The sequence below is a fragment of the Adhaeretor mobilis genome (genome assembly GCF_007741515.1).
Classification (GTDB): domain Bacteria; phylum Planctomycetota; class Planctomycetia; order Pirellulales; family Lacipirellulaceae; genus Adhaeretor; species Adhaeretor mobilis.
In genome coordinates, this window is the sequence record NZ_CP036263.1 from 3,437,364 (window position 1) to 3,462,096 (window position 24,733).

Genomic DNA, 24,733 nt, shown 5'->3' on the forward strand with positions numbered 1-24,733 from the left:
GATACTCTGCTACCGACGAACCGTACCGCGAAGCGAAGCGTCCTGAGCGCGGGCGTAAGGAGAGATCGCTTTCCCAGAGCGACCAGGAGTTGGCGTCACGGGCCAGTCGGTCGAGTTGTCTCGCGGGCCAGTTGCTGCAAGTGCAGCAATTGGCGGCTCGTTTGAACTGCGCCTCGTGCGAGGTTTCGGCGTCGAATCCGGGTCTTGCCCGCGAACGATTGGCTGCTCGCTGGCAGCGAGAATGACGTCTCGCTGCGTGCGGTCGTTACTCGCGACAATGTCTGGGCGGCCTTTACGGACCCAGTCTAGCCAGGAATTTTGTAGAGCCAATAGATGGGGGTACGAGTAATTGTCTTCGATAGCGCGAGGCCAGTCCTCGTCCGTGAGCCCGTCGGCAACGAACGCCATGAAAGCGCGCTTGCCTTTCTGAGCAATCAAATACTTCGCAAGCGAGTGCCCTTGGGCGTATAGCGGCAGCACATCGCGAGGGTACTCTTTCATTGCGAACATATCGCTGAAAGGAATTCCACGGTGGGTTTTCAAGAACTCGATAAGCATTCGCTCTTGCTTACCAATTTCGCTATGGTGTTCAACTGTGGTGCAGGCCCCCTCATCTGCCCAGCGGGGCAGGGGACGGCGGAAGTGACTCGCGAAGATCGTGTGTGTGACCTCGTGCGGCACAACCGAATCGAGCACGCGTTCGGCTGAACCTTGGATATCCATGCGCCAACCAAAAACCTTCCCCCGATCAAAGACAAAACTAGTTGCGCCTCCAGCACCCAAATTCGGTGCCACGCGGGCCTTGATCGGACAAGGCTTCGGCCAATTGGGCAACGGCTTGCCAAGCCATTCGATTGCCAATTCTTTGCGGCAACTTTCGGCCGTATCGCCAATGGCCTTGGCCAGTTGAGGCGTCGGAGCAGCCACCGTAAAGTTCGCCGTGCGATACGCAGCAGCATGAAGTTGGGCGACGGAAGAAGCAGCAATGACGAGAGTCAATGCGGCACAAGTCAGACGTGCATAGCTTGCGCTGGCAACGTAGAGTCGCTTCATTTGAGCTTCCATGCTCAGTACCTCTTAGGGTCAAAGGACGAATCCATGTCCAGTTAATCTGCCGGCGAGCCATGCGTCTCCTGACGCCTCGCCCATCTTGTTGGAGTAACAGGCTTGCAAACGGTGGTCCAAACTCAGAGCCACTAGCTGCCGCTACTACGACCAACGCCTCAAATGGTTCGCGGGAGAACCAAAATTGGTCTACTTTTCTTAGCAACAAGCAAACCGCTTGCCGTCAAGGTTTGCAGAAGTTACCAAGACTACCCAGGAATGACCTAGAGCAGTCTTGTATATTTGCAGCCCACCACTGCTAGCACTTGCTCTAATGGCGACATCGCCCAATTCAGGAGATCAGACTAATGCCACCTCACTTTGAAATTCTCGCTTACGAACAAACCCCACTGGGAGTACTTTGTCTCAGGCGGCGGGAATTAGCTAGTCAGCCCGATACACTTGTTACTGAGGTCACACTCGATGGCGAGTTCCTCATGAGTAGCTTCCTGACAGATTCGGAGAAAGCCCTGGCCACAATCGGCCTTTCGATGCATTCCCGTACCACTGCTCGAGAATTAGATGTTCTCATCGGCGGACTTGGCTTGGGCTATACGGCTGAAGCTGCATTGGACTGGGGAATCGCCCGCAGCGTAGAGGTCGTTGAGTACCTGCCCCAAGTCATTGATTGGCTAAGATCAGGTCAAGTTCCACTGAGCCAAAAACTTAATGAGAATCCCAACCTCACAATCACGCAGGGCGACGTTTACGCATTGCTAACGGGCCCAGCAAATCGAAAATTCGATGCCATTCTGATCGACGTCGATCACTCGCCCGAAGACAATCTCCACGAAGCCAATCGCGGCTTTTACAGTGAAGCCGGCATTCGTAAGGCATCACAGCACCTGCGCCCTGACGGCGTTTTAGGAGTTTGGTCCTACGCGGAAAGCTCACCATTGGCTGACACGATGCAGGCAGTGTTCGGTGACGTTCGGATTGAACCGGTCACGGTTTGGAACCCGCTCATCGATGTCGAGCAAACCGACTGGTTGTTCTTTGCTACCTTGACAGAGTAACTGCTGCTCAAGTGAGCCTTCTCTCAGCCTCGAGCCGCCTTGATCTGCTCCAGCATCCGCCCCGGCGAGCCCATCGCATTGTAACCGCCGTCGAGATGGAGAATTTCTCCGCTGATGCCGCTGGACATGTCCGAGAGCAGGAAGGTGCCACTCTTGCCCGCTTCCTCATGCGTTATGTTGCGCCCCAGAGGAGCCATCGCTTCGTAGAGGCCAAGCATCTCGTCTACGCCTGCGCCTCGGCCTGAGATGGTTTGTAACGGACCGGCACTCAGCGCGTTCACGCGAATGCCACGCGGGCCGAGGTCATACGCCAAGTACTTGACGATGGAATCCAGCGCCGCTTTGCACACACCCATGACGTTATAGCCTGGTACGCATTTCTCGCCACCGTAGTACGTAAGCGTCAGAACACTAGCTCCATCAGTCAGGATATCCTTCGCGTGATTCGTGAGTGCCATGAGACTATAGGCACTGATCTCCATGGCCAGCTTGAAACCCTCACGACTTGTTTCGACCGTGTCCTTCTTGAGGTCTTCTGGGGGGGCAAAGGCGATCGAATGCAGCATGAAATCAACTTGGCCAAGCTCGGCTTTAGTCTTCTCCATGACTGCAGCAATTTGGTCGTCCTTCGTCACATCCATGGGATGAACAAACTTCGCTTGGGGGTTGCCGTCGGTTAGCTTGCTGATTCGACCTAGGTTCTTCTTCCGCTCGTCATCAGGTTTGTCCGGCATATAGGAAAACCCGCACTCGGCGCCTTCATCCATTGCCCGCTCAGCGATAGCCCAGGCGATAGACTGCTTGTTGAATACGCCCGTTATTAGGCCCTTTTTCCCATCGAACATGCCCATCAATCGCTCCGTCTATTCAGTAGTTTGAGTTGTATGTGGCCATTGCAAGTATTGAATGGCGGTCTCTGGTGGCAAGATAGCAGGTGATTTGGTGGGTGAGAACGGGCGGAAAGCCTTGGATATTAGACTCTAACGGCAGGATCCCTCATACGTCTCGCATATCACGGCATCGACCGATGCACCCGAAGCGATGTCGCGTAATTGACACTCGCCGTGACGTGACGTATACTTTCTTGGACACTTTCCGTGCGTGGGTTATATCCAATTCGCATACAGATGCGAAACATGAACGAGAAATGGCATGACAAAGCAGCATACTGACGACGAATTGACTCGATATATACTAGACAAGTCGAGTCAGGCGAGTCAAATCGACGACTTCCTCGCTCTAGCGCTAACGGAAGCCCGCGCCGGCTTGCCTGCTGGTGCGCTGGCTGTTGTGCTCGCAAATCCACCGCAATGGCAGATTCTCGCAGTTAGCGGAGTGCCTGAGCACGAGGTACCAACCGACGTTGCTGCCGACGCTTTGGACAAGGATAACATTGCAAAGTGGAACGAGTGGCAGGCGGCCCCGTTGGGTAATGGGTATGCCCTGGTGGTCCGAGATGTGACCGATACCAGCTCATTGATGAAGTTCGCTAGCTCACTGGCGGCAGGGATGAATACTGTTCGCCAAACACAAACGCGCGATCGTCGCATCCGCCGGCTCGAACGCATTCTTGAAGTGACCCACGGCTGGGGCCAAACGAACAACATGGAGACACTGCTGCACGCCATGGCAGAAGCAGCGACCGACCTACTCGAAGCCGACCGGGCGAGCATTTTTCTCTGGGATCGCGCGAATAAACAATTGGTTGGGCGTCCGGCCTTAGGCGTTGAGGACGGTGAACTGCGAATCCCCGACGATGCAGGTATCGTCGGGCAAGTAATTCATTCGGGCGAAACGCGCCGTGTGGGTGGAGGCTTGGGTGACGAGGAGATTAACCGCTCGGTCGACGAAACCACCGGCTACAAAACCAGCACCGTTCTGTGCGTGCCTCTGACTTCGCCTGATGGCAAACTGCTAGGCGCGTTCGAGGTACTCAACAAAAAGAAGGGGCATTTCTCTGGAGAGGACGAGCGTGGACTCACCGAACTTGCCGCGCATGCGGCCGTCGCGCTGGAGAACACACAGCAGCTCGAAGAACTGCTCACCAAACACCAGCAACTCGTGGAGCAAGCCGCCGAAGGCGTGCAGATGATTGGCAATAGTCCAGCCATTGAGGCGGTACGATCCACAACGCGGAGGATTGCCGACACCGATCTGGCAATCCTCATTCTGGGTGAAAACGGCACTGGTAAAGAGGTGGTGGCTCAGTCGATGCATTACATTAGCAGCCGCCGCGATCAGCCCTTTATCGCGGTGAACTGCGCAGCCCTTACCGAAACACTTTTGGAAAGCGAACTATTCGGCCACGAGAAAGGCGCATTTACCGACGCCAACGAAGCCCGAGCCGGTAAGTTTGAACTCGCCAGCGGCGGCACGCTGTTTCTGGACGAGATTGGCGATATGAGCCTTAGTGGACAAGCGAAACTGCTCCGCGTGCTTGAGGACAAAACGGTTGTTCGTGTAGGCGGATCAACGCCAATTCACACGGAAGTTCGCATCCTTGCCGCCACGAACCAAGATCTAGCCGCCATGGTCCGCGAGAAGAAGTTCCGCGAAGACTTGTTCTTCCGTTTGAATGTCGTGAGTCTTGAGCTACCTCCGCTGCGAAATCGTGGCGACGATGTCATGTTGCTCGCTAAGCACTTCCTAGGAACATTCTGTCGCACGATGGGCCGAAAGACTCCGCCCTTTTCAGCCGCGGCAGAAAAGCGGTTACTCGCCCATCGTTGGCCTGGTAATGTTCGAGAGCTTCGCAACTTAATGGAACGCATCGCGTACCTCTCAACTGGCGAAAGCGTGGAGGTCGACGATTTGGCTTTCATCGAGAGCGCCACAGGCGACATGACCGAAACTGTCGATATGAACGCCATGCTCAGCGACGCCACCAAGCAGTTCCAACAGCAATATATCCGCCATACAATCGACCTGACCAAAGGTAACATGAGCAAAGCGGCCAAACGCTTGGGCCTGCATAGGTCAAACCTCTACCGCAAAATGCGGCAGCTCGACATGGGGGGCGACGAGGAGGAATGAGCGAGGCTGCAGACAAGATTGGTCTAACGCGGTATCTTATGCGCGAGAGATTAGTAGTTGCGAGTTATAAACAAGACTCAAGGTAACACATACCAAATCAAGAATTTGTAGAGGTCCCTTCTGCACCGCTGCTCTTGCGGGCAACCACTGGCTGATCGGCGAATACTATAAATCCTAGCTTCTCCCTTTCAGCGTCTCCGAACAGAGGGCCGCGGGGTTGCCAATGCGGACGAGCAACAAAGGAAGTTGTGACGCATTGTCTGTTGTTAATTGAAGGAAGTATGCCCTGATGGAACTCTGGGAATTATTAGCCAACATCGTTTTTCTGCTTACCGCCTGCTTGGTCGGAGGCGGGTTGGCCTCGCGGCTGGGACAAAGCCCGCTAGTCGGATACCTGCTGGCTGGAATGCTGGTCGGTGGCGCAGGCAGTCTGGGAATCGTTGCCTACCAGCATGAGATTGAATCCATCGCAGAACTGGGCGTCGCCTTGCTGCTGTTCAGCCTCGGATTGGAATTTTCGCTTGAACGACTCAAGAGTCTCGGCAGCAGGCCATTGATTGGCGGTGCTATTCAAGTTATCGCCACCATCGCGGCCGGCACAGCTTCTGCGTATCTGTTCGGCTTGGGAGCAAAGCCGGCAATTGCGTTTGGAACCATGATCGCCCTTAGCAGCACAGCAGTAGTGCTACGCATCTTGATGGAACGCGGCGAGATCGAAATGCCGCATGGCCGCAACAGTCTTGGGGTGCTCTTGACTCAGGACATTGCGGTGGTGCCGCTGGCCGTGCTGATGACGGTGCTAGGCAGTGGTGGGACGGTCACAGAAGTCTCGATTGACGTTGGAAAACTCATCCTAATGGCCGCCGGTTTAGCAGCCGTGTTGTACGTTCTGACGAGGCTTGCGGTCTTGACACTTGGCACTTTGACCTTGCAGCGTAATCGTGAGTTAACAGTGGTCTTCGCGAGTGCCATCGGACTCGGTTCGGCATGGGCGGCCCATTGGGCTGGTATCTCGCCGGCACTGGGCGCGTTCATCGCCGGCATGCTGTTGGGAAGTTCCGCGTTTGCAACCCAGGTTCGCGCCGATGTATCGACCTTAAGAATCTTACTATTGACGCTCTTTTTTGGTTCAGCCGGTATGGTGGCTGATCCGCTGTGGATCATTTCTCATGCACACTGGGTCGCTGGTGCAGCGATCGCTCTCACCGTCGGTAAATTCCTTATCATTGCGGCGATCTTTCTTGCGTTTAGACAGTCGCTGCGGGTTGCAGCGGCAACCGGGCTGGCGCTTGCCCAGGTCGGCGAGTTTGCCTTCGTACTCGGGGCCATTGGCCGTTCTTCAGGGGTGGTTTCCGATGATACTTACGCATTGGTGGTCTCGGTGACGATCGTGTCATTCATTATTAGCGCCTTTGCTGTTCCGATGGCACCACGGTTCGGAGACATCGTAGCCCGATGGTTCGGCAAGTCGACTACCGGCGAAAACGACTTGGAGGGTTCCTCACATCGCGCCGATGTTGTCATTATCGGCTTCGGCCCGACGGGAGAACTTGCCTCCGTTCCGCTCATGGGATCAGATTTGCGAACCACGGTCATCGACCTAAATCACGAGAGTGTCCGGAAAGCTCAGCAGTATGGATTCGCAGGACATATCGGCGATGCGTCCTCACCGGATGTACTGGAACATGCGTCGATCGGAGAGGTACATTTGGCCATCATTACCTTGCCTCATTTTCGCTCGGCACTTTCCGTTGTTGAGCTTATCCGATCGATGAATCCGACAGCGACGATCCTTGTTCGTTCGCGCTATCACATTCACCGCATTGCATTGACCGCAGCGGGTGGCACCGTTGACGGCGACGAAGAATGTGTCGGCGGCGCGATAGCGGAGCGTGTTGTCAGTTGGCTAGCAGACCATGCCGCCACGCTGGAGTGAGTGCGGTGGCGTTTTCTTTTCAATACTGCCTGCGGCCTGATTGGCTGGCTAAAAGGCCCCGCAGCTCGCTGTGCCGTACGGCATTCCTGTATAATGGACAAATATCAAAGCCCCGAGGACGACGTCAAAGTTGAGCAGCGAATCTGTTCAGAAGTTTGAGCCATGCAACTCTACTCCCTACCTGCCTGACGCATGAACTGTGATCTTCACAACAGCATCCCTGATTGGATCATCGAATACCCGGAAACCACGGCCGTTTTCGCCGAACTGCGACTGGATACGAACTGCGGAGGCAAGTCGCTGGAATACGTTTGCCTGCAGAAGGAACTGAGCGTGCGGGACGTGATGAAGAAACTCCAGAACACAATCTCTTCTGTGCAGGATGGGACTGAGTAGAGCATTCTTTATGGATTCAGGAGCGGGTGCTCCGAAGTCCGCTCGAGGTTTTCCCTCCAATTCGTAGCGAAGCAAGACATTACTTACGAACGCTCACGGCGGGCATGGTTGCCAGCCGAAAGGGCGTTGTCTCCTCATAGGTAATGAAGGCTTCGGGATTGGCGTTGCGTGCCATTGTCATCAGCCGCGGGGCCGCTCGACGGGGAACGACGCTAAGGCTGACCTGGACGTCTCCATCTCGGCCTTTGGCATCGACAGTCGTCATGTAGTAACCGGCATCTCGCATCAGACTCGTCAACTCTGGCGATCCGCTCGGTGTAACGATTCGCACCAATGCATCTCCGATTGCTAGCCATTTCTCCATTGTGCTGCCGAGCATAGTTCCCGCGGCATAACCGCATGCGTAGGCAACGAATTGGATTGGACTGCTGAGATTTCCCAGCACCAACGCGGCGGCAATCAACCATACCAGCGACTCAAAGAATCCAAATAGACCTGCCAAACCACGCCGCCCTCGAAAGAGCATCGAGATTCGCAAGGCCCCCAGCGAGACGTCAACAACCCGCAATGCAAAGATTAGTACTGCACTCGATATCAGCATGCCCCAACCGTCCATCCATTGTCTCCATCTATAAAATTGCGTTCCAAGAAAGTGCCACAGAAGCCGCCATCATTATCAGAGGTGCGATCCCTAGCGTCACGGGCCACATCCATACGAGGGTTCTCCTTAAAGTGTGCGAGCGAACTTGACCAATAAAGCAGGCCTCCAGCTATCGTTCGCAAACAAAGCAGCTCAACCGTCTGGGTGAACTGCGCTGGGGGTTGGCTTGGCAAACATATTCAAAGGCGTCATGCCCCCTGTAAATGTGATTCAATGAACCACAGGCTCTTGTCCACCTCACGCGAAACTTCGGTCAACGGGTCAATCATTGCTTCGCGCGTCGAAAGGGGAATATCGTTGCGTGTCTCGAAGTTCGCGGCGAGGGTCGTATTCATGGCTCAGCAACCTTTCGTAAAAAGATGCAGGGGGAAACTCCGTCTGCGTCGTATTCTGCAAATCCTAACCGGTAGAGTTGCCACATTTGCGCAGTCGCCAGCTCCCCCTCGGTAAGACGTGACTAACAATGGTTTTTTTCCATTTCGGATATCTCCGCTAATTTCTGATTCAGCACGGACAGGGTTGCAGCAACTTCCTCCCTCGTTCTCCCACCGATCCAGATCAGTCGTTTTCTCGCGTCTCATCGTGCTCCTCCTCCAAAGTTGCGATCCGAATGGCTACTCGCAAGTGACTCGGTTGAAGTCAGTGTCCAATTCCTAGATGTCAACGTATCCCTCGGCAGGTTGTGACGTACATTGGCCTTATGATGCTACACGGGTGGTGCGATATTGCTCCGTTGCCTTGAAATAGAAGTGATGAACTCCGGCGGCTTTACTACTTACACAGAACAAAGAATCTGCGGCGACAATCGTTCGGCAGTGTTTCCGGTGAAGAAGCCTGCGAAGCCCGTTCGCGATATCGTGTCCATGACGAGAAGGTCGACCCCAACCAAGATTCTCTTAAACTTTCTGATGCCTCACTCCGCGAGCGAGAAGGATTGAAGTAGTCGCCCGGGTTGATCGTGGAAAGGAAGCTGTCCGATCACTCAGCCGCCTCCTCATTCTGCGAGCGCTCTTCGACCGGTTCATTCTGATGCCCCCGCGTGCGGAGCGTTATCGGTCGTTTCAACTTTGTCACAACGATACGGCGGGCGCGCCGGACTGCACGGTCAATGGCCTTCCAGGGATTTTCGTCCTTCGCCGATGTCGCGAGCTCACCGTTGCCGGGCATGATCACGCTCAGTCGGCACCGCTTATCGACACCACCACGTGGACCGTTCTCATCAGTCAGTGTGACATCGACACGAGTAATTCGATCAGAGAACCTAGCTAGCGTTTTCATAAGTCGATTAGCCACGGAATCTCGAAATCCGGTTGTTCTGTTTTCGGAGGGAGCTGTAATGGAGATATTCATGATGATGACCCGTTGGTTGAAATGGATTGGGACGTTGGGCGGAGACAACGCGTAGTACGTCTTAGGCAAGGAGCCTGGTTTACTGGTCCCCTAGGCAACGACACCATCGCGTTCTGGCTGAAACACCAACTCTTCGATCACAAACTCCGCAGTTCCATCCGGCACCTGCCAGCGAACCTTGTCACCAACCCGGTAGCCAAGGATGGCGGTTCCGATGGGGGCTAGAATGGAGAGTTTGCCTTCGGCAATGTTGGCATCTACGGGGTAGACAAGCGTGAAAGTCCCCACTTCATTGCTGCCTGTTTCTTGAAGACGCACGACCGAATTCATGGTAACAACATCGTGAGGAACTTCCGCCATCTCGACGATCGTGGCCGCGTCAAGTTCCCCTCGCAGTGAGTGTAGGTAGTGCTTGTCGCTAAAGGCTTGAGCGAATTCACTGTGGAACAAATTTTCTAGCCGCTCGTAGTCGTCTCTTGCAATGACGATTTTACGTTTGGGTTTCATTTTGCAACTCCGGCTTGGTAGGGGGAATTTTTGGGTGCTAGAACTAGTCTTGCCAAACAAGATATACGAAGTGTAGGAGAACCAATGGAGAAAGCGCGATGATGGTCCAAACAATCGCGACGTTCCTTATGAACACAATCTCTGCGTCTTCAGCTCCGTCTGTTGTCGGCGGTATCGAAGACTTTCGGTTTCGTGAATGATTCGGGACAATATCTTTCTGGACATCTCTAACTCTTGTTTGACTCGGATGAATTGAGGTGGAAATCTCTATCAATGAAGCAGGCATATTTCAACCTCCGTAGGTGAAGTGGCAGACCCTAGATACCCGTCCATTCATCCATGCTGATTGGTGCCTCAGACGCAATAGCTTTCTAGCACAGGCTAAGCTTCATCCGACGTGGTCCTTGCAGGTTCCTTTCAAAATCGGAGGCAGAGGAGTTCGTGGTCGGTTTCCCTTTCGAATCCTGATCGATAGCCTTGGATTCTTTGATGGTGAGAACTGGACAGTTCGAGCGTCGCAGCACACCTTCTGCAATGCTGCCTAGCAACGCTCGCGACCAACCTGTTCGACCATTAGTCCCCATTACGATCAGGTCAATTTCCTCTTTCTCTGCGAAGTCGATAAGCTCATCCACTGCAGATCCGGTTAGATAATGACGTCGCACACTTATACCCGTCTCCGATGGCTCTATTTCATTAAGTCGTGCTTCAATCTTCTTCTTGAGCTGGTTTGGAGAATCTGCTTCGTACTGGTAACCGCCATAGCCGACAAGGTAGGCAGGTGTGTCGTCCGCGACGTGGACGATGTGCAGCATGGCGCCTGTTTGCGACGCAAGCGAAGAGGCGTACTCCAAGGCTGCGGATGACGACTCGGAAAAGTCGGTTGGAAACAAGATTGCGTTGATGTTCATTGTCTGACCCTTTCATACGTAGTTTCGATAGACGTGAACCCGACCTGCAACACGCCGAACGATTGACTCTTGTTGCAATCTCTGTGCCATTGGTGCGATGCAATCTCTAGAGAGTCTTACGAAGAGGAACGCCGCGAAGAGCGTTCCCTAGAGATTGAGGTTCTGGGATCGACTGCGAATGCTTATTCGATCGGACACTCGCTCCGCGCACTGACTTTAATATGTGGTTCAAATGCTCTAGGGATGTCAGAGTCAGTTGACACTGTCGCCGCGTGTTGACACTTTCAACGCGGTTTCCCCATGCTTCCTCGACTGACGCAATGGGCACGAAGTTTGCTCGTTAGACAAGAGAAACAGCGAGAACGTTTCGCTTCTCAAGAAGAAGCTAACCACGAAGAATCCGTTAGGAGGTCATCATGACATTCACAGCTCCAATGATTCAGTCAGATTGTGAGCAAACAGAAATGCTGCAAGAGAGTCACGTAGGCCTCTTGCGCGGCCAGCTTACCCTTATTACAGTTATCGCATTGGCAATTCTCTTGCGATCGCTAACACTTAACGGCTTACCAGGTTTTGTTGACAGCGATTTTGGCGAAGAGACCGTTCCGGTACAGGTAGAGACCATGCCATAGCGAAATGGATTCTGAGATTCCTGAGGGCAAATTACGAACAAAGGAGAAGGAACGATGAGACAATCACTCGTTTTTACAGACACCGATCGTCGACGCCTCGGAAGCCTTCTCCAATTGAAAGAGACCCAAGCATCAGTTCCTTGGGAACGACTAGACGAGTTGGAATGGCAACTCGAATCTTCCGAGGTAACGGATTCCGAGTCGATCTCAGACGATGTGGTTACCATGCACTCCACGGTGAGCCTCGTTAGCGAGTCTTCGGGTGAAATGATGACTCGTACGGTCGTCTACCCGGAGGATGTCGAGCTGTTTGATAACGCGATTTCGGTACTCGATACACTAGGGAGCAACCTTATTGGCTGTGAAGTGAGCGATACGGTAGAATGTGAGCAGGGAGGTTTGATTGATCGTTGGCGGATTGTAAACATTTCTTACCAACCCGAACGAGAGGGAGACTTTTATCGGTAGTTCGCCAAGCCCTAGGAGTTTCCCCATTGTTACGTTGGAACACACGCTGTGAAATCAGAATCCGGCGCAGCAGGCCGAAAAGACATTGCTACTATTTCTGCCTTTGACGGAGATGGTATAAATAACGCATTCTTTCGTGCCGTTGCTGATTGTACTTACGACTGGGAAAGCTGGCACGCTCCCGACGGTCGCCTCATTTGGGTGAACTCAGCAGTGGAACGGCACACGGGGTATACACCCAACGAATGCATCGAGATGAGCGACTATCCGCTCCGCATGGTCGCCGAACACGACCAAGGGCGGATTGCGAAGTCAATGGAGGATGCCAAGCAAGGAATTTCTCGCAACGATGTGGAATTCCAGTCGATTCGTCGCGATGGCCAGCAGCGTTGGATGGCGGTTTCCTGGCGACCCATGTATGACGAATTGGGCACACACCTCGGTTTCCGCACCAGTGTTCGGGATGTTACGCAACGGCACCAACTGCGTGAGCAACTTCGACTTCATGCCGAACATCTGGAGCAGCTCGTACAGGAACGGACCGCTCGTATCTCACAACTAGAACGCCATCGTCGCCAAATGGAGAAACTTGCCGCCCTGGGTCAACTGGCAGCGGGGGTCGCGCATGAAGTCAATAACCCGCTGGCCGGTATCCGCAATGCCTTTGCACTGATCAAAGCCGACCTGACACCCGAAGATGAGCACTTTGAGTTGTTGGAGCTTATCGATGGCGAGATCGAACGGATCAGTTCGATCACGCATCAAATGTACCAACTCTATCGGCGTAACCCACAACCGGCCAATGAATTTAAGATCGAGCGGACCGTCGCCGATATAGCAACCTTGCTAGACGGAGTCGTGAACAAGCGAAAGGTGGAGTTACGGGCGGAATCGGCTGTCGAAACGATCCCCGTTTTTCTTCCCGAAGGCGAGGTCAAGCAGATTCTCTACAATCTGATTCGCAACGCTGTCCAAGCTTCGCCCGCAAACGAAGTGGTGACTATTCGCATCGAAAGAACCAAGGACGACGTTCGGGTTGTCGTCGCTGATCGCGGTGATGGCATCGCTGATGACGTTATGCCCCATATTTTCGATCCTTTCTTTTCTACCAAGAGCGCAGAACCTAAGTCAGGAATGGGATTGGGGCTCTCCGTTTCGCGGAGCTTGATCGAGGCGATGGGTGGCTCCATCGAAGTCGAATCGCACCGAAAGCGCGGCACCCAATTTACTGCAGTATTCCCCGCTCGCTTCGAGACAAAGACCGAGGGCTCTCATGGCTAAAGTGCCCCACGCCAAAATCTTAATAGCCGATGACGAACCTCTCTACTTGAGGACAACCGGGGATCTACTACGCAAGGCCGGCTACGAGTGCATATGTGTGGCCGATGCACATGCGGCGGTGGAGGCACTCTCGCGTGAATCTTTCGATTTAGTGCTTTCCGATCTGAACATGCCAGGCAATGCGAAGCTCGAACTGCTGCACCAAGGGCGAGAGCAATGGCCAAACATTCCGCTGATTGTAATTACCGGTGTGCCATCCCTACCCACGGCCATCGAGAGTGTCCGCTTGGGAATTGCCGACTACCTGTTAAAACCCGTCAAGTACGACGATCTCCTGTCGAGTGTCCGCCGTGCTCTAGCTCGGCCGGCGTCGAACCAGCCCGCCGCCGAGCGTAACGATGACGAAAGACGCGCACTGGCAGCAAGGTTCCCAGAGATCATTGGTGATAGTCCGCCCATGCTGGAACTATTCGATGTGATTGATCGCGTGGCAAAGACGGATGCCAATATCCTCATCACCGGCGAAAGCGGCACGGGCAAAGAGGTTACCGCTCGCGCTATTCATCGACATAGTTCCAGGACAGAGCACAAATTTCAGGTGATCGACTGCACGGCAGTACCGGAGACGCTCTTCGAGTCGGTGCTGTTCGGGCACGTAAAGGGCTCCTTCACAGGAGCGGTCAGCGACCAAGACGGATTATTACGTGAGTGCAACCACGGCACGGCATTCTTCGACGAAATCGGTGAGTTACCCTTCCCCCTCCAAGCCAAGCTGCTCAGGGTTATCCAAGAGCAAACATTCACGCCCGTTGGAAAGAACACCTTTGTCCAAGTCGATACGCGGTTCCTCTGTGCGACGAACCGTAATTTGGAAATGGAGATGAATGCCGGTCGGTTTCGTCGTGATCTATTCTATCGTCTTGGCGTGATTCATCTCGAATTGCCTCCACTGCGAGATCGCAGTGGTGATGTTGTCTTGCTGGCTCAGCGATTTCTCCAAGCCTTGCGACCACGAGACTCTCAGGTCCAAGGCTTCTCTGACGAAGTGCTCTCCAGGTTTCAAGAATACGATTGGCCGGGAAACATACGCGAACTGCGGAACGTCGTTGAGCGAGCCGTCGCGTTAGAGCCGACTGAGTGGATTCAAATCTCAGCACTGCCACCCGCGTTGAATCCAAGTAGAAAGATCGACTCAGTAAGCAGTAACAGTTTCGACAACAAGAGTCGCGTACAGGCTATGGACCAGGCTGAACACGACTATTTAACTGCATTGCTAGAGCAGCATGAAGGCAACGTCTCTCAAGCTGCAGAGCAAGCAGGAATGTCGCGGCAAGGGATGCACAAACTGCTCAAGAAGCATGAGATTTCAGCATCCCAGTTCCGCGACTGAGCTCATCAAGTGACATCCTGCGTTCGCGGTGTCAATGTACGGCGGCATAGCTTAAGCGACGCGAGTGCAAATGGAAATTTGCATCCGCCTTCTCACGCTCGCCGTCACGCTCGTGTTTCTCCTGGTTCTGGATGTACTCCTTGGTCATCACTTCATCCAGCCCCACCGTGCTCACACAGTAACCGCGTGACCAAAACGAACGTCCGTACAAGCTGCCTTTCACTTTCTCAAGGTCACGATTGATCCGGATCGCACTCTTGCCCTTCTAAAATCCCACCGTATTGGCAATGCTAAACTTCGGTGGCACGCTCAGCAGAAGGTGGACATGGTCAGCATCGCTTTGCCCTCCACCAGTTCCACTTCCTTCTGCCGACAAAGCTGACGGAGAATCTTCCCAATCTCCACCCGCAAACTACCGTAAAACTTGCGTCTCCTATACTTTGGTACAATCACAATATGATACGTGCAGTCCCACTTTACATGGGGTTGACTACGCCAGTCCTTCATTGCGGATCCTCCTGACCCCTCGGGGCCTTCCTCGGGAGTATCCGTTTTTATACTCCGGGAACGGCGGAGCCTATTGGGTACGCACCAGCAATGCTGGTGGTTTACGGAAATGAATTTGTCAGGACGACCTAGGAAATCACTCACTTCCATGTCCATCCAAACAAGAGTCGGCCAGCCACTCAATGGTGTGCTTCACCGGTAGGCACCTTCCAGCATCGGCCAAATGATTCTCGATCTGAACCATGCAACCAATGTTGCCCGTGGCTACTGCCTGCGCTTCGGTAGATACGATGGCCGCTGCTTTCCTTTCTCCGAGTTCAGTGGCCACCTCAGGCTGTTCCAAGTTGTAAGTGCCCGCTGATCCGCAGCAGAACTCCCTATCGGGGACTTCTACCAGTTCCAAATTACCGATCATCTGCAAGAGCTGACGTGGTTGCTCCCTCACTCCCTGTCCGTGTGCCAAATGGCAAGCATCGTGATAGGCAACGCGGAGAGGATCTGCCAGCGGAGCAAAACCCACCGGCCCAAGTTCCGCCAGGAAAACGCACACGTCTTTTGTCATGCTCGCCAACGCGTGGGCCTGAGCCTCTTCTTGAGTCCCCTTGAGCCACAATGGATATTCATGCATACCTGATCCACAACCGGCGGCGGTAGTGACGACAGCATTGATGTCGCCAGGAAAGGCTCGCAGATTCTTCCTCGCAGCCTCCATGGCTAACCGGTCAGCACCGGTGTGGGCCGCCAGCGCACCGCAACAGCCTTGTGCTTGAGGAACGACTACTTCCACACCATTGCGAGACAGTAACTCTATGGCAGCTCGATTGATCTGAGGAGCGAGCACCTGCTGCGCACAACCCGCGAGCAAAGCGACTCGCGCACGCCTCGGGCCAATTGCGGGCGTGACTTCGGGGAGCTGCTCGCTCGGTGGTAACTGTGCTGGCAGCATCGCAAGCATATTACTCAGTCGATGAGGCAACAGAGGACTGGTGAAAGAGGCAAGCTTGCCTAGCCTCGCCGCCCAGCGAAACCTCGCTGTGTAGGGTAAGGTTTGCAGTACGACTTGACGCATCAATCGATCGAAGAAGGTTCGGGAGCGTTTCCGTTCTGAATGTGCGCGAAACGAAGTAATCAAGTCTCCGTACTGTACGCCAGAAGGGCAAGCCGGCTCACAGCCCAGACATCCCAAGCAGCGATCAACGTAAGGCAGCGCTTGTTCCAACGGCAGACGATCTTCAAGTACATCTTTCATGAGAAAAATGCGACCCCGTGGAGAGTCCATCTCTTCGCCCAGAACCTGATACGTCGGGCAAGCCGGCAAACAGAATCCACAGTGGACACAAGAGCTCACCGCGTCGGCCATCGCTTGGCCACGGGGGCCCAATTCAGCGGAAGGTATGGAGTGTTGCAACGGAGGAGGCTCTCAGACTACTGGCTGTGGGTTTGTGAATTTGCTCTCCGGGTCGAGTGCCAGCGTCAATCGCCTAGCAAAAGCTGATCCCTGATGTTCTCCTATAAGTGGACTGTGCCAATCACCCGTAATCGCGAGCCCCGGACAGCAATGCTGTGCTAAGACGCGGTCGAGCTCTTCGCCTGGCCGCTCCTGCGGCCAGGCAATCCACCCGAGATGACCTCCGGCACAAATTCGCAATGCGCCCGGCGTTAGGTCGGAAATTAACGGAGGGATTTGTTCGGGAGCCAGGGCGACTTTAACCAATCGATACCCAGCTGGTACCCACTGGAATTCGCCAACCGCTTGCCACAAGGCAAGTTCCTCTTCTCCCTCGATCACTTTGTTGGCAATGTTACTAAACTGCTGAAGACGAGCGACTCGATCCAAGAGTGCCGAGTCGGAGCCTGCGACACGTGCCCGAATACGATTCGTATCGTCAAGATCAAGGCAGGTCAGATCAAGTTGCGAAGCCGCAAGTTGAAGCATCGTCTCCAATGCGTCGGATTGATTGTCGTTCTCAAGGACTACTGTTCTGGTAGCTTCGGGAGCAGGAAATACTTTGAGGGTCAACTCTGTCATGATGCCAAATCGACCTAAACCGCCCACCATGAGTTTAGGGAAATCAAACCCAGCGGCATTCTTCACGACTTTACTGCCTAATTGCACGAGCTGTCCTTCGCCCGTGACAAAGCGTACGCCCAGTAGAAAATCCCGCACTCCTCCGTAGCGAAAGCGGCCAGAACCAGAAAGCCCCGTCGCGACGGTGCCTCCGATTGTGGCGCCAGCTCGCGCTAGTGGCGGATCGAACGGCAAGTACTGCCGTTGTTCCGCTAGGAGGTTTTCGATTTCAGCCAGAGGCGTGCCTGCACGAACGGTGATTGTAAACTCACTTGATTCATACTCGATGACGCCCGACAAGTTGACGAGAGAAACATTGGCATTACCACTCGTGGCTGGCTTAGTCCCGCCGGCCCTTACGCGAACCTGCGCTTGGTTGCGAACGAAATGGGTCAATTGCTCGGTTGTTTCAATGGTTTCCATAGTTGGCTGAGTATCGTGCTTTACGCTCGGCTGATGACGCCTGCTGATTCCAGTGGATGAGGCGCATGGGATTGCTTGCCTACGTCTGACGCAGAAAGCAGCAATTTCCCTCGATTCGCCAGCTCCTGCGGATCGATCGTTTGGCGCACCCTATTCATGAGTTCCATTTCCGCCTCGCCATACATTTCTGGGAGGAATTCCAGCTTCTCTACGCCAACACCGTGTTCGCCTGTAATCGAACCACCCAGACGTATGCACATTCGCAAGATTTCACCTGCCAGCAACTCTGCCTGGTGTAGCTGTCCTTCAATTCGGCCATCATAAAGAATGAGTGGATGCAAGTTTCCGTCGCCGGCGTGAAATACGTTAGCAACCCGCAGTCCATATCGGGCACTCAATCGCTGGACTTCTGCGAGTGCTTCGCCGAGGCGACTTCGCGGGACAACACCATCCTGAACGATATAGTCGGGGCTGAGGCGACCGACGGCGCTAAATGCCCCCTTACGCCCCTTCCAGATGTTCATTCGATCAGCGGCACTCTTGGCAACTCGCAATTCATAGGCACCTGAAGCTTGCATGATCGCGTCGAGTCTTGGGATTTCCGCAGCCACCTCTTCCTCGGGGCCTTCGAGTTCGACGATCAAAGCCGCCGCTGCCCCGGTGGGATAGCCCGCATGGACTGCTTGTTCTGAAGCTTCGATAGCCAGCTTGTCCATGATTTCCATGGCTCCTGGCAACAAGCCAGAGGCGACCACACTTGCCACCGCATCACCGGCTTTCTCCAAGCTGTCGTAGGCGGCTAGCACCGTATGGAATCGCTCGGGTAGAGGCAATAAACGAAGCACAATTTCCAGTGCGATACCGAACAGTCCCTCGCTTCCAACGAACATACCAGCGAGGTCGGCACCGGCCGTTTCATGGCTGCGCCCGCCGAGTTCGACGAGTTCGCCATCGGGAAAAACCGCCTTAATACCAAGTACATGATTGGCGGTCATGCCGTACTTCAAGCAATGCGCCCCCCCCGAGTTGAACGCCACATTCCCACCAATCGTACAGACCGGTCCGCTTGAGGGGTCTGGTGCGTAGTAAAGTCCATCTTGGGCTACGTGTCGCGAAACTTGCTGGTTCACGACCCCAGGTTCAACCACGATGGTCTGAGAGCGTGGCTGGTAGTCGAGAACTCGATTCATGCGATTCAAAGCAATAACCAGTCCACCGGCGACTGGTAGCGAACCGCCACTAAGGCTCGTTCCGCTACCACGCGCCACAAAGGGTACGCCATGCTCGTGGCACAGGCGAACTACGGTGACAACTTCACTTGCATCTTGGACGAGTACGACCCCACCCGGATGCACTCGAAAAGCCGTCAAGCCGTCCGATTCGTAGGGGGCTAATTGTGCGGGCTGTGTCAATAGTCGATCGGTGGGGAAACGCTGTCGAAGTTGATCAACCAGAGGCGCTAATCTTGAGAGGTCAGAAGGGGTCGAAGCTGAAGCGGCAGGAATCTCCACGGCATCCACCCAAAAGTGAGAAGGCGGTTCGAAGGTGTGAAGGCCAGACGGGCGGGGGGTTCTCGAACCAAGCTTGCAAACCGATACTATACTCGTTTTGCTGACCTCGTGCAAAACTTCAACTCATGTGAGATCGAAAGAGGGAGACTTGAAACACGCTGGCTGAAGTTTAGAGATGCGATGCCACGAATTTCAGGCAACGAAACCAACAGCTATTGTATATTGATGTCTCCTCAACGGTTGGTCAGTGGAGACTTTAGGAATGCCGTCATGAAAGCAATTTGCTATTTGCGGGAGCACTTGAGTTCGCCAAATAAACAAGTCCGCCTGAAGGCCCTGAAGCTCGTCCTCTCTCACCCCGATGCTACCCCACTCGACTTGGTTATGGGTATCTGCTCTGCAGACAATCGTAATTTCGAGTTTCTTGAGACTTTCGACCTCGGCCCTGCGATGCGTCAGGCGTGGCCGCGACTTCTAGGTGTTGATGACGATAACGTTTACAAGTATCTAGAGAACTCGTACTCGGAGAACCCCTCTCGCAATGTTAGTTACGTTCGCCACGTTCTTAAGCTAATAGGCACCGATAGGGCAACCGGGATGTTGAGTGATGCAATCTCTCGCAGCGGTAATTCTGCGCAAGCTGGCATCGACCTTCGAGCCTAAGGCGGGTCCCTCCTTTGCACTTAGGGGCATTCCGGAAACTCCCCAGAACGTTGAAGCGAATGGCACTTTCGTTATCCCAAATCAGTTCTACCTGAGAACACATAATCAGTGTGCTCATCGTCACCCATGACAACTCCAGTGGATTCTATGACGCAAACCTGACGTGGCCCCTTCAACCGAGCCCACATACTGAGCGATATTCACCTCAGTTGCCGGCTCCCATTTTGAAGGAGGACATCGCATGCCACGAGGCAATAAACACACGGCAGAGCAGATCATTGGCAAGCTCCGCGAAGCGAAGATTGCCCTTTCCGAAGGCCGCACGCAACAAGAGGCTGCTAAACAGATCGGGGGTCACCTACCAGACGTATGGCCGCTGGCGTAAAGAGTATGGTGGTCTCAGAGTCGATCAGGCGAAACGGCTGAAAGAGCTGGAGAAGCAGAATGCTCAGCTCAGGCGTTTGCTGGCCGATGCCGAGCTGGAGCATGGACTTCATGTCGGATCAGCTCTTCGACGGCCGGAGATTCCGTCTGTTGACGTTAGTCGATAACTTTACCCGTGAGAGTCTGGCAATCCGAGTTGGCCAACGGCTAACTGGCGACGACGTGGTCGCTGTGCTCGAAGCGGTTCGGAAACGACGGGGCGCTGTCCCAGAATCAATTCGTGTGGACAATGGACCGGAGTTCATCTCGAAGTCGCTCGACTGGTGGGCGTACTTCAACAAGGTGACCTTGGACTTCAGTCGTCCAGGAAAGCCTACAGACAATGCGTTTATTGAATCGTTCAACGGTCGCGTGCGGCAAGAGTGCTTGAATCAGCACTGGTTCTTGAACTTGGCAGATGCGATCAAGAAGGTAGAGGCTTGGAGAATCGATTACAATCAAGTCCGGCCTCACAGTAGCCTGGGTGGTCGGACACTTCAGGAGTTCGCAGGTCGAGTAGGCCCGGGGGGATCGCTCCCCCAAGCCTCTCACAGAACCGGACTTGCGGGTCACGCATCCGGCTCTTCAAGTTGCTGTCTTAGGTTTCAAACAGTCGTTGCTGCTTGATTAAGACCTGCGGGGAAGGGTTCAAGGCATGCCAACGGCCGGTGAGCGGCATCAGGCGTTCGGCGAACCAAGCGTTAGAGTACGCCTGATGGATGCCATAGCTGACACTGCGTCTCCAGACACCAGCACGAGTGAAGGCGGTCTTAGCCGCCGACTTCCGAGAAACGCCTCGTGTTTGCAGGTGTCGAAACAGATACCGATCCCGCTTCTTCTGACGAATGATAATCGCCCGAATACGACGCCGAATGTGGGCGTCGAACTTGTGAAGCGGTCGTAGGGAATCTTCGGTACACAACCGAAAATATCCAATCCATCCTCGCAGGTAGCGTTCGGCTCTCTCGAAGCACGTCGATAGCGATTGACCCCAGACTCGCGGCGTTAGCTCACGAATACGGGCATCCATTCGCTCCTTGGTGCGACGAGAGATTGCCACCGTGACTTGGCCCTCGGCATTCTTGCCGAGTTGAAAGCCGAGGAAGGTTAGATCATTCGGACCCGTGACGGAACTCTTGTCTTCATTGACCATCAGACGCAAACGTCTGTCAATGAATTTACTGACCGAGTCCATCACCCGGCGACCGGCACGTTCGCTCTTCACGAATACGCTAAAGTCGTCGGCGTAACGCACGAACCGAAGTCCACGACGTGCCAGTTCCCAATCGAGTTCATCAAGAACGACATTGGAAAGTAGCGGAGAAAGCGGACCACCTTGTGGTGCGCCTTCGGTCGTGGCGGTGCGTGTGCCATCGGGCAACACAACCTTCGCCTTGAGCATGCCATGCACTAGCTTGAGAAGACGCCCATCCTTGACGTGGCTCGCCAAGCGATTCAATAACCGCTGGTGGTGAACACGATCGAAGAATTTGGACAAGTCAATATCGACCGTCCAGGCATAGTCTTCTGCAAAATATTGCTTGGCCGCAGCGATGGCCGTTGGTGCACCACGTTTCGGACGGAATCCGTGACTACTGTCGTGAAACGTCGGCTCGAAGATCGGCTCCATGACTTGGAGTACAGCCTGTTGAACCCAGCGGTCCACGACATTCGGAATACCTAAGCCCCGTTGTCCACCACCGGACTTGGGAATCCAGACCCGGCGAATGTCGCCCGGTTGGTAGGCGCCCGAAAGCAATTCACGGCGTAGCTGAGCAAGCAGTTGGGGCGAAGCCTCAACCACTTCCCGTACACCACGTCCGTCCACACCTGCCGCGCCTTGATTACGCGCGACGTTAAGCAACGCTCGGGCCAAGTTAGACACCGAGGCTACTTGTTCCAGTAGCCGACTTGTGTCATCGGCTACCCAGGTGGCTGGATGATCTGCCTCCTTGGCATTCGCTCTGAGCAGCAGGTACGACTTCCCCTTAGATTCGTCCGAGGTTCTCTCGTCCTTGCCCCCATGCGGGCTGTCGGCAAACGCGAAAGCCAGTTGGCATGTTCCAGCACTTAACAACTTGTCGCCCCCTTCGCTCCACCGGCATTACCCGGCTTCATCACTACTATGGGGCGATCCGACTTCTCTGCGGGCATCAACCGGTCGTCGTTACCTTCTTCCGGTCTACCGATAGGCGGACCCGCAGAGATCTCCTGGGGTAAGATCGAGCAATGTCCTGCCGCCTCCGCCCTCACTACTCCTCGGCCACCAACGGATATCGGGCGTTGCGTTGGAAGGCACGCTTGCCCAGGTCCGAGGAGCCTGCCTAAGGGTTCACTTGCGTTCAGTGCTGCGGTTCGGCTCCGGCTTCCATCCCACACGCCCTCACGGGAAAGACTTCGATTGTCCATAGTCCAAACTCCGTCTCATGCAGTTGCCTTCACCTCGCGGTTGCCTCCGATAGGCCCCGCAGGGGACTTCCACCCCCAATCACTTCACCATGCCCAACGCACTGGCTTCGGCTACGCCTCAGCCAACTCCTCCGCTCCAGCAGGGCGGAGAGACACCCCAACCCGTACTCTCATAACCTGTGGTACAGGTTTTGGGGGCAGGCCAACTTCTCGCCGACCTCCTACTCTTCCGCAAGCAATTCGCGGACGGCTTCCGCGATATCTTCCTCTTCAAATGGTTCGGGTGGCATATGGCCCGCAGAAAATACTCTCCGGAGCTTGCCCTTTCGATCATAGAGCTTCATGCTCGGAAGCGCTCCCCCTTCAATCTCGAAAGCCTCAGCTGATTTGGCACCAGTACCATAAACGCTAATGTAGCTGTCGAAATCCACCCCTTTCCTTGCCAAGAGATCCGCTGCCGCCTCCCGACTATCTTCTGGCGAATCAAGGCTGAGAAGGATCACGTGCAGGCCTAGATCGCCAAAGTTCTTCTGCAACTCGACCGTGTGCGGCATCAGCTCAAGACAACGAAAGCACCAAGTTGCCCAGCAGTCGACTAAGACGACCTCGCCGTGGTGTGCTTTGAGAATCTCTGCGAACTGATTCTCATCAACCACATGCAACGTAGGCCTGTCTTGCGCATTGCCTTCTGTCGTAGCTTCCTGTGCCGCAGACGAAGTCGCCGTCACTCCCGAGGACCCGCTCGCAATCGACGATCCAGGCTCCGGATCGGTCACCTCTTGGGCGCACCCGCTGATCGCCAATGCAAGCGATACAAAGGCAGCCATGCGACCCACCGAGTAATCTCTAAGGGATAACTCACTCATATCGAATTCCACACCCCATGGCTTGGACTTCAGACTTGGCAGGCTTTTTACCTGCGAGGACCGCATCGATCGAATTGCGAAGATGGTGTACGTCTACTTTTGTTGCATCCATACTGTCATCGATCGCACCGTGATAGGCTAGCTTGCGGTCCTGATCGAGCAGATAGACTTCGGGCGTCTTCCTGGCTCCGTAATCGCGTCCAATCTTCTGGGTGGAGTCGTAGAGATAGGGGAAATTGAAGCCTTTCTCCTTCGCCCGCTCCTTCATCTTGTCTAATCGGTCTGCCGGCAAGTTGCTCACATTGACAGCCACTACCTGGACGTCCTTCTTCTCGTAAGCTTTCTGCAAGTCCACGAGTCGATCCTCGTAGGCCTTCGCTACGGGACAGTGGTTGCACGTGAACACGAGCGCGATTGCCTTGGCATTTGAGTAGTCAGCCAGGCCATGCTTTGCATCATCGACACCCACAACTCCCGACCAATCGGGGGCTTTTTCACCAATCTTCACTGTCTCGGCGGAGTTACTCCCGGCAGCTGACCTCATGTTTCGCCCTGCTGAGCCAGAGCGACGACGTCGATCTCCGGGACGACGCGCAGCGAGCTCCTCAATGAATTTTGCAAGTTCAGCACGGTTCAGCATGCCATCACCATCGGCATCGAAGGTCATGGCGCGTTCAAGGAGTGAATCAGCAGTCGGTGGTTCTTGAGCGATTGCCTCGGGCATAACCGCTGATACGATCACTGCGATTCCGAGGATAGTAAGCGACATTTTCATCAGTAGTTCCTTGTGGATGGGAGGTTGGCCGTTGTTCTGGAACTCGCCAAGAGTTTCGACTCGTGAAGGGGGGGAAGTATCGTACGGCTGCCACGGGGCTTTGTTCATAGAAAGCAATGCGCCGTTGCCCTCTCTGTCGGCCCCGAAATCTCGCAAAAACAGAAAGATTCCACGCGGCGCATGCTATGAACCCCGCAAACGTCGCGAAGTTTCGGATTACTTTCCATTGATAGCGGATTACCGTCGTGTTCAAATAGCTTGTAATGAAGAAAGGCTCTTCTGACTGGGTCTGAACACGTGCTCTGCAGCGTGGTTTTACCACGGCAATTGTGATGGTAAAGAGGTGACTTGGCTCGTGGCCGTAGATTTGTGATTTCGATTTTCCAATCAGCGCAGCAGCGAC

General features: G+C 54.4%; 23 protein-coding genes and 3 pseudogenes. 12 read left to right on the plus strand and 14 right to left on the minus strand.

The window, feature by feature from the left end; translation table 11 throughout:
• Window positions 1-9: 9 nt before the first annotated feature.
• Entirely contained in the window at window positions 10-1,065 is a 1,056-nt protein-coding gene (locus HG15A2_RS13590) for a hypothetical protein (RefSeq protein ID WP_145060750.1), read from the minus strand.
• Window positions 1,066-1,412: 347 nt separating this feature from the next.
• Here HG15A2_RS13590 and HG15A2_RS13595 point away from each other — a divergent pair, with 347 nt between their 5' ends.
• Window positions 1,413-2,120, plus strand: coding sequence for a spermidine synthase (locus HG15A2_RS13595; RefSeq protein WP_145060751.1), 708 nt, complete (start codon window positions 1,413-1,415; stop codon window positions 2,118-2,120).
• A 23-nt stretch (window positions 2,121-2,143) separates the two neighbouring features.
• Here the strand turns inward: HG15A2_RS13595 and HG15A2_RS13600 are convergent, their stop codons facing one another.
• Window positions 2,144-2,971, minus strand: a complete 828-nt coding sequence (locus HG15A2_RS13600; RefSeq protein ID WP_145060752.1) for an enoyl-ACP reductase FabI — start codon at window positions 2,969-2,971, stop codon at window positions 2,144-2,146.
• A 301-nt stretch (window positions 2,972-3,272) separates the two neighbouring features.
• Here HG15A2_RS13600 and HG15A2_RS13605 point away from each other — a divergent pair, with 301 nt between their 5' ends.
• From HG15A2_RS13605 to HG15A2_RS13615, 3 genes are all read left to right on the plus strand, one after another.
• Entirely contained in the window at window positions 3,273-5,153 is a 1,881-nt protein-coding gene (locus HG15A2_RS13605) for a sigma-54-dependent Fis family transcriptional regulator (protein WP_145060753.1), read from the plus strand.
• Between the two features lie 289 nt (window positions 5,154-5,442).
• Window positions 5,443-7,089 carry a cation:proton antiporter gene (locus HG15A2_RS13610; protein WP_145060754.1) on the plus strand — a complete coding sequence of 549 codons (1,647 nt, stop codon included), beginning with the start codon at window positions 5,443-5,445 and terminating at the stop codon, window positions 7,087-7,089.
• Between the two features lie 192 nt (window positions 7,090-7,281).
• Window positions 7,282-7,485, plus strand: a complete 204-nt coding sequence (locus HG15A2_RS13615) for a hypothetical protein (RefSeq protein WP_145060755.1) — start codon at window positions 7,282-7,284, stop codon at window positions 7,483-7,485.
• Window positions 7,486-7,564: 79 nt separating this feature from the next.
• On the opposite strand, the gene HG15A2_RS13620 is transcribed toward HG15A2_RS13615, so the two are convergent.
• The 5 genes from HG15A2_RS13620 to HG15A2_RS13635 form a co-directional block, all read right to left on the minus strand.
• The gene (locus HG15A2_RS13620) at window positions 7,565-8,101 is read right to left on the minus strand and encodes a DUF2179 domain-containing protein (protein ID WP_145060756.1); all 537 of its coding nucleotides are present in this window, start codon (window positions 8,099-8,101) and stop codon (window positions 7,565-7,567) included.
• Window positions 8,102-8,334: 233 nt separating this feature from the next.
• A complete protein-coding gene (locus tag HG15A2_RS24090; RefSeq protein WP_218931952.1) occupies window positions 8,335-8,481 on the minus strand; it encodes a hypothetical protein in 147 nt (48 codons plus the stop codon).
• A gap of 643 nt (window positions 8,482-9,124) precedes the next feature.
• Complete coding sequence (locus tag HG15A2_RS13625; protein WP_145060757.1) at window positions 9,125-9,496, minus strand: HPF/RaiA family ribosome-associated protein; 372 nt, start codon at window positions 9,494-9,496, stop codon at window positions 9,125-9,127.
• 90 nt (window positions 9,497-9,586) lie between these two features.
• Window positions 9,587-10,003 carry a nucleoside diphosphate kinase regulator gene (gene rnk / locus HG15A2_RS13630; RefSeq protein ID WP_145060758.1) on the minus strand — a complete coding sequence of 139 codons (417 nt, stop codon included), beginning with the start codon at window positions 10,001-10,003 and terminating at the stop codon, window positions 9,587-9,589.
• A gap of 371 nt (window positions 10,004-10,374) precedes the next feature.
• On the minus strand, window positions 10,375-10,914 hold the full coding sequence (locus tag HG15A2_RS13635) for a universal stress protein (protein WP_145060759.1): 540 nt from the start codon (window positions 10,912-10,914) through the stop codon (window positions 10,375-10,377).
• 416 nt (window positions 10,915-11,330) lie between these two features.
• Between HG15A2_RS13635 and HG15A2_RS13640 the strand changes: the two genes are divergently transcribed.
• The 4 genes from HG15A2_RS13640 to HG15A2_RS13655 are packed head-to-tail and all read left to right on the plus strand — an operon-like array spanning window position 11,331 to window position 14,685.
• A complete protein-coding gene (locus tag HG15A2_RS13640) occupies window positions 11,331-11,546 on the plus strand; it encodes a hypothetical protein (protein ID WP_145060760.1) in 216 nt (71 codons plus the stop codon).
• Between the two features lie 54 nt (window positions 11,547-11,600).
• Window positions 11,601-12,014, plus strand: coding sequence for a GreA/GreB family elongation factor (locus HG15A2_RS13645; protein WP_145060761.1), 414 nt, complete (start codon window positions 11,601-11,603; stop codon window positions 12,012-12,014).
• 48 nt (window positions 12,015-12,062) lie between these two features.
• A complete protein-coding gene (locus HG15A2_RS13650) occupies window positions 12,063-13,295 on the plus strand; it encodes a sensor histidine kinase (RefSeq protein ID WP_246117733.1) in 1,233 nt (410 codons plus the stop codon).
• Window positions 13,288-14,685 (plus strand): sigma-54-dependent transcriptional regulator, encoded by a 1,398-nt coding sequence (locus HG15A2_RS13655; RefSeq protein ID WP_145060762.1) that lies wholly within the window; start codon window positions 13,288-13,290, stop codon window positions 14,683-14,685. Before HG15A2_RS13650 ends, HG15A2_RS13655 begins: the two co-directional genes overlap by 8 nt.
• Window positions 14,686-14,716: 31 nt before the next feature.
• Here the strand turns inward: HG15A2_RS13655 and tnpA are convergent.
• The 4 genes and pseudogenes from tnpA to HG15A2_RS13675 form a co-directional block, all read right to left on the minus strand.
• Window positions 14,717-15,192, minus strand: a pseudogene (gene tnpA, locus HG15A2_RS13660) (IS200/IS605 family transposase).
• A 136-nt stretch (window positions 15,193-15,328) separates the two neighbouring features.
• Window positions 15,329-16,600, minus strand: a complete 1,272-nt coding sequence (gene glcF / locus HG15A2_RS13665; RefSeq protein ID WP_145060763.1) for a glycolate oxidase subunit GlcF — start codon at window positions 16,598-16,600, stop codon at window positions 15,329-15,331.
• Between the two features lie 12 nt (window positions 16,601-16,612).
• The gene (locus HG15A2_RS13670) at window positions 16,613-17,683 is read right to left on the minus strand and encodes an FAD-binding protein (RefSeq protein ID WP_145060764.1); all 1,071 of its coding nucleotides are present in this window, start codon (window positions 17,681-17,683) and stop codon (window positions 16,613-16,615) included.
• 20 nt (window positions 17,684-17,703) lie between these two features.
• Window positions 17,704-19,095: an FAD-binding oxidoreductase gene (locus HG15A2_RS13675; protein ID WP_218931953.1), complete on the minus strand. Its 1,392-nt coding sequence runs from the start codon at window positions 19,093-19,095 to the stop codon at window positions 17,704-17,706.
• Window positions 19,096-19,464: 369 nt separating this feature from the next.
• Here HG15A2_RS13675 and HG15A2_RS13680 point away from each other — a divergent pair, with 369 nt between their 5' ends.
• From HG15A2_RS13680 to HG15A2_RS24600, 4 genes and pseudogenes are all read left to right on the plus strand, one after another.
• Window positions 19,465-19,857, plus strand: a complete 393-nt coding sequence (locus HG15A2_RS13680) for a hypothetical protein (protein WP_145060765.1) — start codon at window positions 19,465-19,467, stop codon at window positions 19,855-19,857.
• 241 nt (window positions 19,858-20,098) lie between these two features.
• Window positions 20,099-20,242 (plus strand): hypothetical protein, encoded by a 144-nt coding sequence (locus HG15A2_RS24590; protein ID WP_246117998.1) that lies wholly within the window; start codon window positions 20,099-20,101, stop codon window positions 20,240-20,242.
• A pseudogene (locus tag HG15A2_RS25270) lies at window positions 20,214-20,342 on the plus strand (transposase); the annotation flags it as partial. The gene HG15A2_RS24590 and the pseudogene HG15A2_RS25270, both read left to right, overlap by 29 nt.
• A pseudogene (locus HG15A2_RS24600) lies at window positions 20,326-20,790 on the plus strand (integrase core domain-containing protein); the annotation flags it as partial. The pseudogenes HG15A2_RS25270 and HG15A2_RS24600, both read left to right, overlap by 17 nt.
• A gap of 88 nt (window positions 20,791-20,878) precedes the next feature.
• Here the strand turns inward: HG15A2_RS24600 and ltrA are convergent.
• The 3 genes from ltrA to HG15A2_RS13700 form a co-directional block, all read right to left on the minus strand.
• Window positions 20,879-22,357 (minus strand): group II intron reverse transcriptase/maturase, encoded by a 1,479-nt coding sequence (ltrA, locus tag HG15A2_RS13690; RefSeq protein ID WP_145060766.1) that lies wholly within the window; start codon window positions 22,355-22,357, stop codon window positions 20,879-20,881.
• A 553-nt stretch (window positions 22,358-22,910) separates the two neighbouring features.
• Entirely contained in the window at window positions 22,911-23,555 is a 645-nt protein-coding gene (locus tag HG15A2_RS13695) for a TlpA family protein disulfide reductase (RefSeq protein ID WP_218931954.1), read from the minus strand.
• The gene (locus tag HG15A2_RS13700) at window positions 23,548-24,438 is read right to left on the minus strand and encodes a thioredoxin family protein (RefSeq protein ID WP_145060768.1); all 891 of its coding nucleotides are present in this window, start codon (window positions 24,436-24,438) and stop codon (window positions 23,548-23,550) included. Before HG15A2_RS13700 ends, HG15A2_RS13695 begins: the two co-directional genes overlap by 8 nt.
• Between the last annotated feature and the right edge of the window lie 295 nt (window positions 24,439-24,733).

What these genes read in the sequence shown, in the direction of transcription:
- HG15A2_RS13640 (WP_145060760.1), top strand. Translation starts at nt 11,331, where the DNA reads ATGACATTCACAGCTCCAATGATTCAGTCAGATTGTGAGCAAACAGAA.
- HG15A2_RS13615 (WP_145060755.1), top strand. Translation starts at nt 7,282, where the DNA reads ATGAACTGTGATCTTCACAACAGCATCCCTGATTGGATCATCGAATAC.
- HG15A2_RS13590 (WP_145060750.1), bottom strand. Translation starts at nt 1,065, where the DNA reads ATGGAAGCTCAAATGAAGCGACTCTACGTTGCCAGCGCAAGCTATGCA.
- HG15A2_RS13680 (WP_145060765.1), top strand. Translation starts at nt 19,465, where the DNA reads ATGAAAGCAATTTGCTATTTGCGGGAGCACTTGAGTTCGCCAAATAAA.
- HG15A2_RS24590 (WP_246117998.1), top strand. Translation starts at nt 20,099, where the DNA reads ATGCCACGAGGCAATAAACACACGGCAGAGCAGATCATTGGCAAGCTC.
- HG15A2_RS13620 (WP_145060756.1), bottom strand. Translation starts at nt 8,101, where the DNA reads ATGGACGGTTGGGGCATGCTGATATCGAGTGCAGTACTAATCTTTGCA.
- HG15A2_RS13625 (WP_145060757.1), bottom strand. Translation starts at nt 9,496, where the DNA reads ATGAATATCTCCATTACAGCTCCCTCCGAAAACAGAACAACCGGATTT.
- HG15A2_RS13635 (WP_145060759.1), bottom strand. Translation starts at nt 10,914, where the DNA reads ATGAACATCAACGCAATCTTGTTTCCAACCGACTTTTCCGAGTCGTCA.
- HG15A2_RS13700 (WP_145060768.1), bottom strand. Translation starts at nt 24,438, where the DNA reads ATGAACAAAGCCCCGTGGCAGCCGTACGATACTTCCCCCCCTTCACGA.
- rnk (WP_145060758.1), bottom strand. Translation starts at nt 10,003, where the DNA reads ATGAAACCCAAACGTAAAATCGTCATTGCAAGAGACGACTACGAGCGG.
- HG15A2_RS13600 (WP_145060752.1), bottom strand. Translation starts at nt 2,971, where the DNA reads ATGGGCATGTTCGATGGGAAAAAGGGCCTAATAACGGGCGTATTCAAC.
- HG15A2_RS13610 (WP_145060754.1), top strand. Translation starts at nt 5,443, where the DNA reads ATGGAACTCTGGGAATTATTAGCCAACATCGTTTTTCTGCTTACCGCC.
- HG15A2_RS13670 (WP_145060764.1), bottom strand. Translation starts at nt 17,683, where the DNA reads ATGGAAACCATTGAAACAACCGAGCAATTGACCCATTTCGTTCGCAAC.
- HG15A2_RS13605 (WP_145060753.1), top strand. Translation starts at nt 3,273, where the DNA reads ATGACAAAGCAGCATACTGACGACGAATTGACTCGATATATACTAGAC.
- HG15A2_RS13655 (WP_145060762.1), top strand. Translation starts at nt 13,288, where the DNA reads ATGGCTAAAGTGCCCCACGCCAAAATCTTAATAGCCGATGACGAACCT.
- HG15A2_RS24090 (WP_218931952.1), bottom strand. Translation starts at nt 8,481, where the DNA reads ATGAATACGACCCTCGCCGCGAACTTCGAGACACGCAACGATATTCCC.
- HG15A2_RS13645 (WP_145060761.1), top strand. Translation starts at nt 11,601, where the DNA reads ATGAGACAATCACTCGTTTTTACAGACACCGATCGTCGACGCCTCGGA.
- HG15A2_RS13595 (WP_145060751.1), top strand. Translation starts at nt 1,413, where the DNA reads ATGCCACCTCACTTTGAAATTCTCGCTTACGAACAAACCCCACTGGGA.
- HG15A2_RS13695 (WP_218931954.1), bottom strand. Translation starts at nt 23,555, where the DNA reads ATGAGTGAGTTATCCCTTAGAGATTACTCGGTGGGTCGCATGGCTGCC.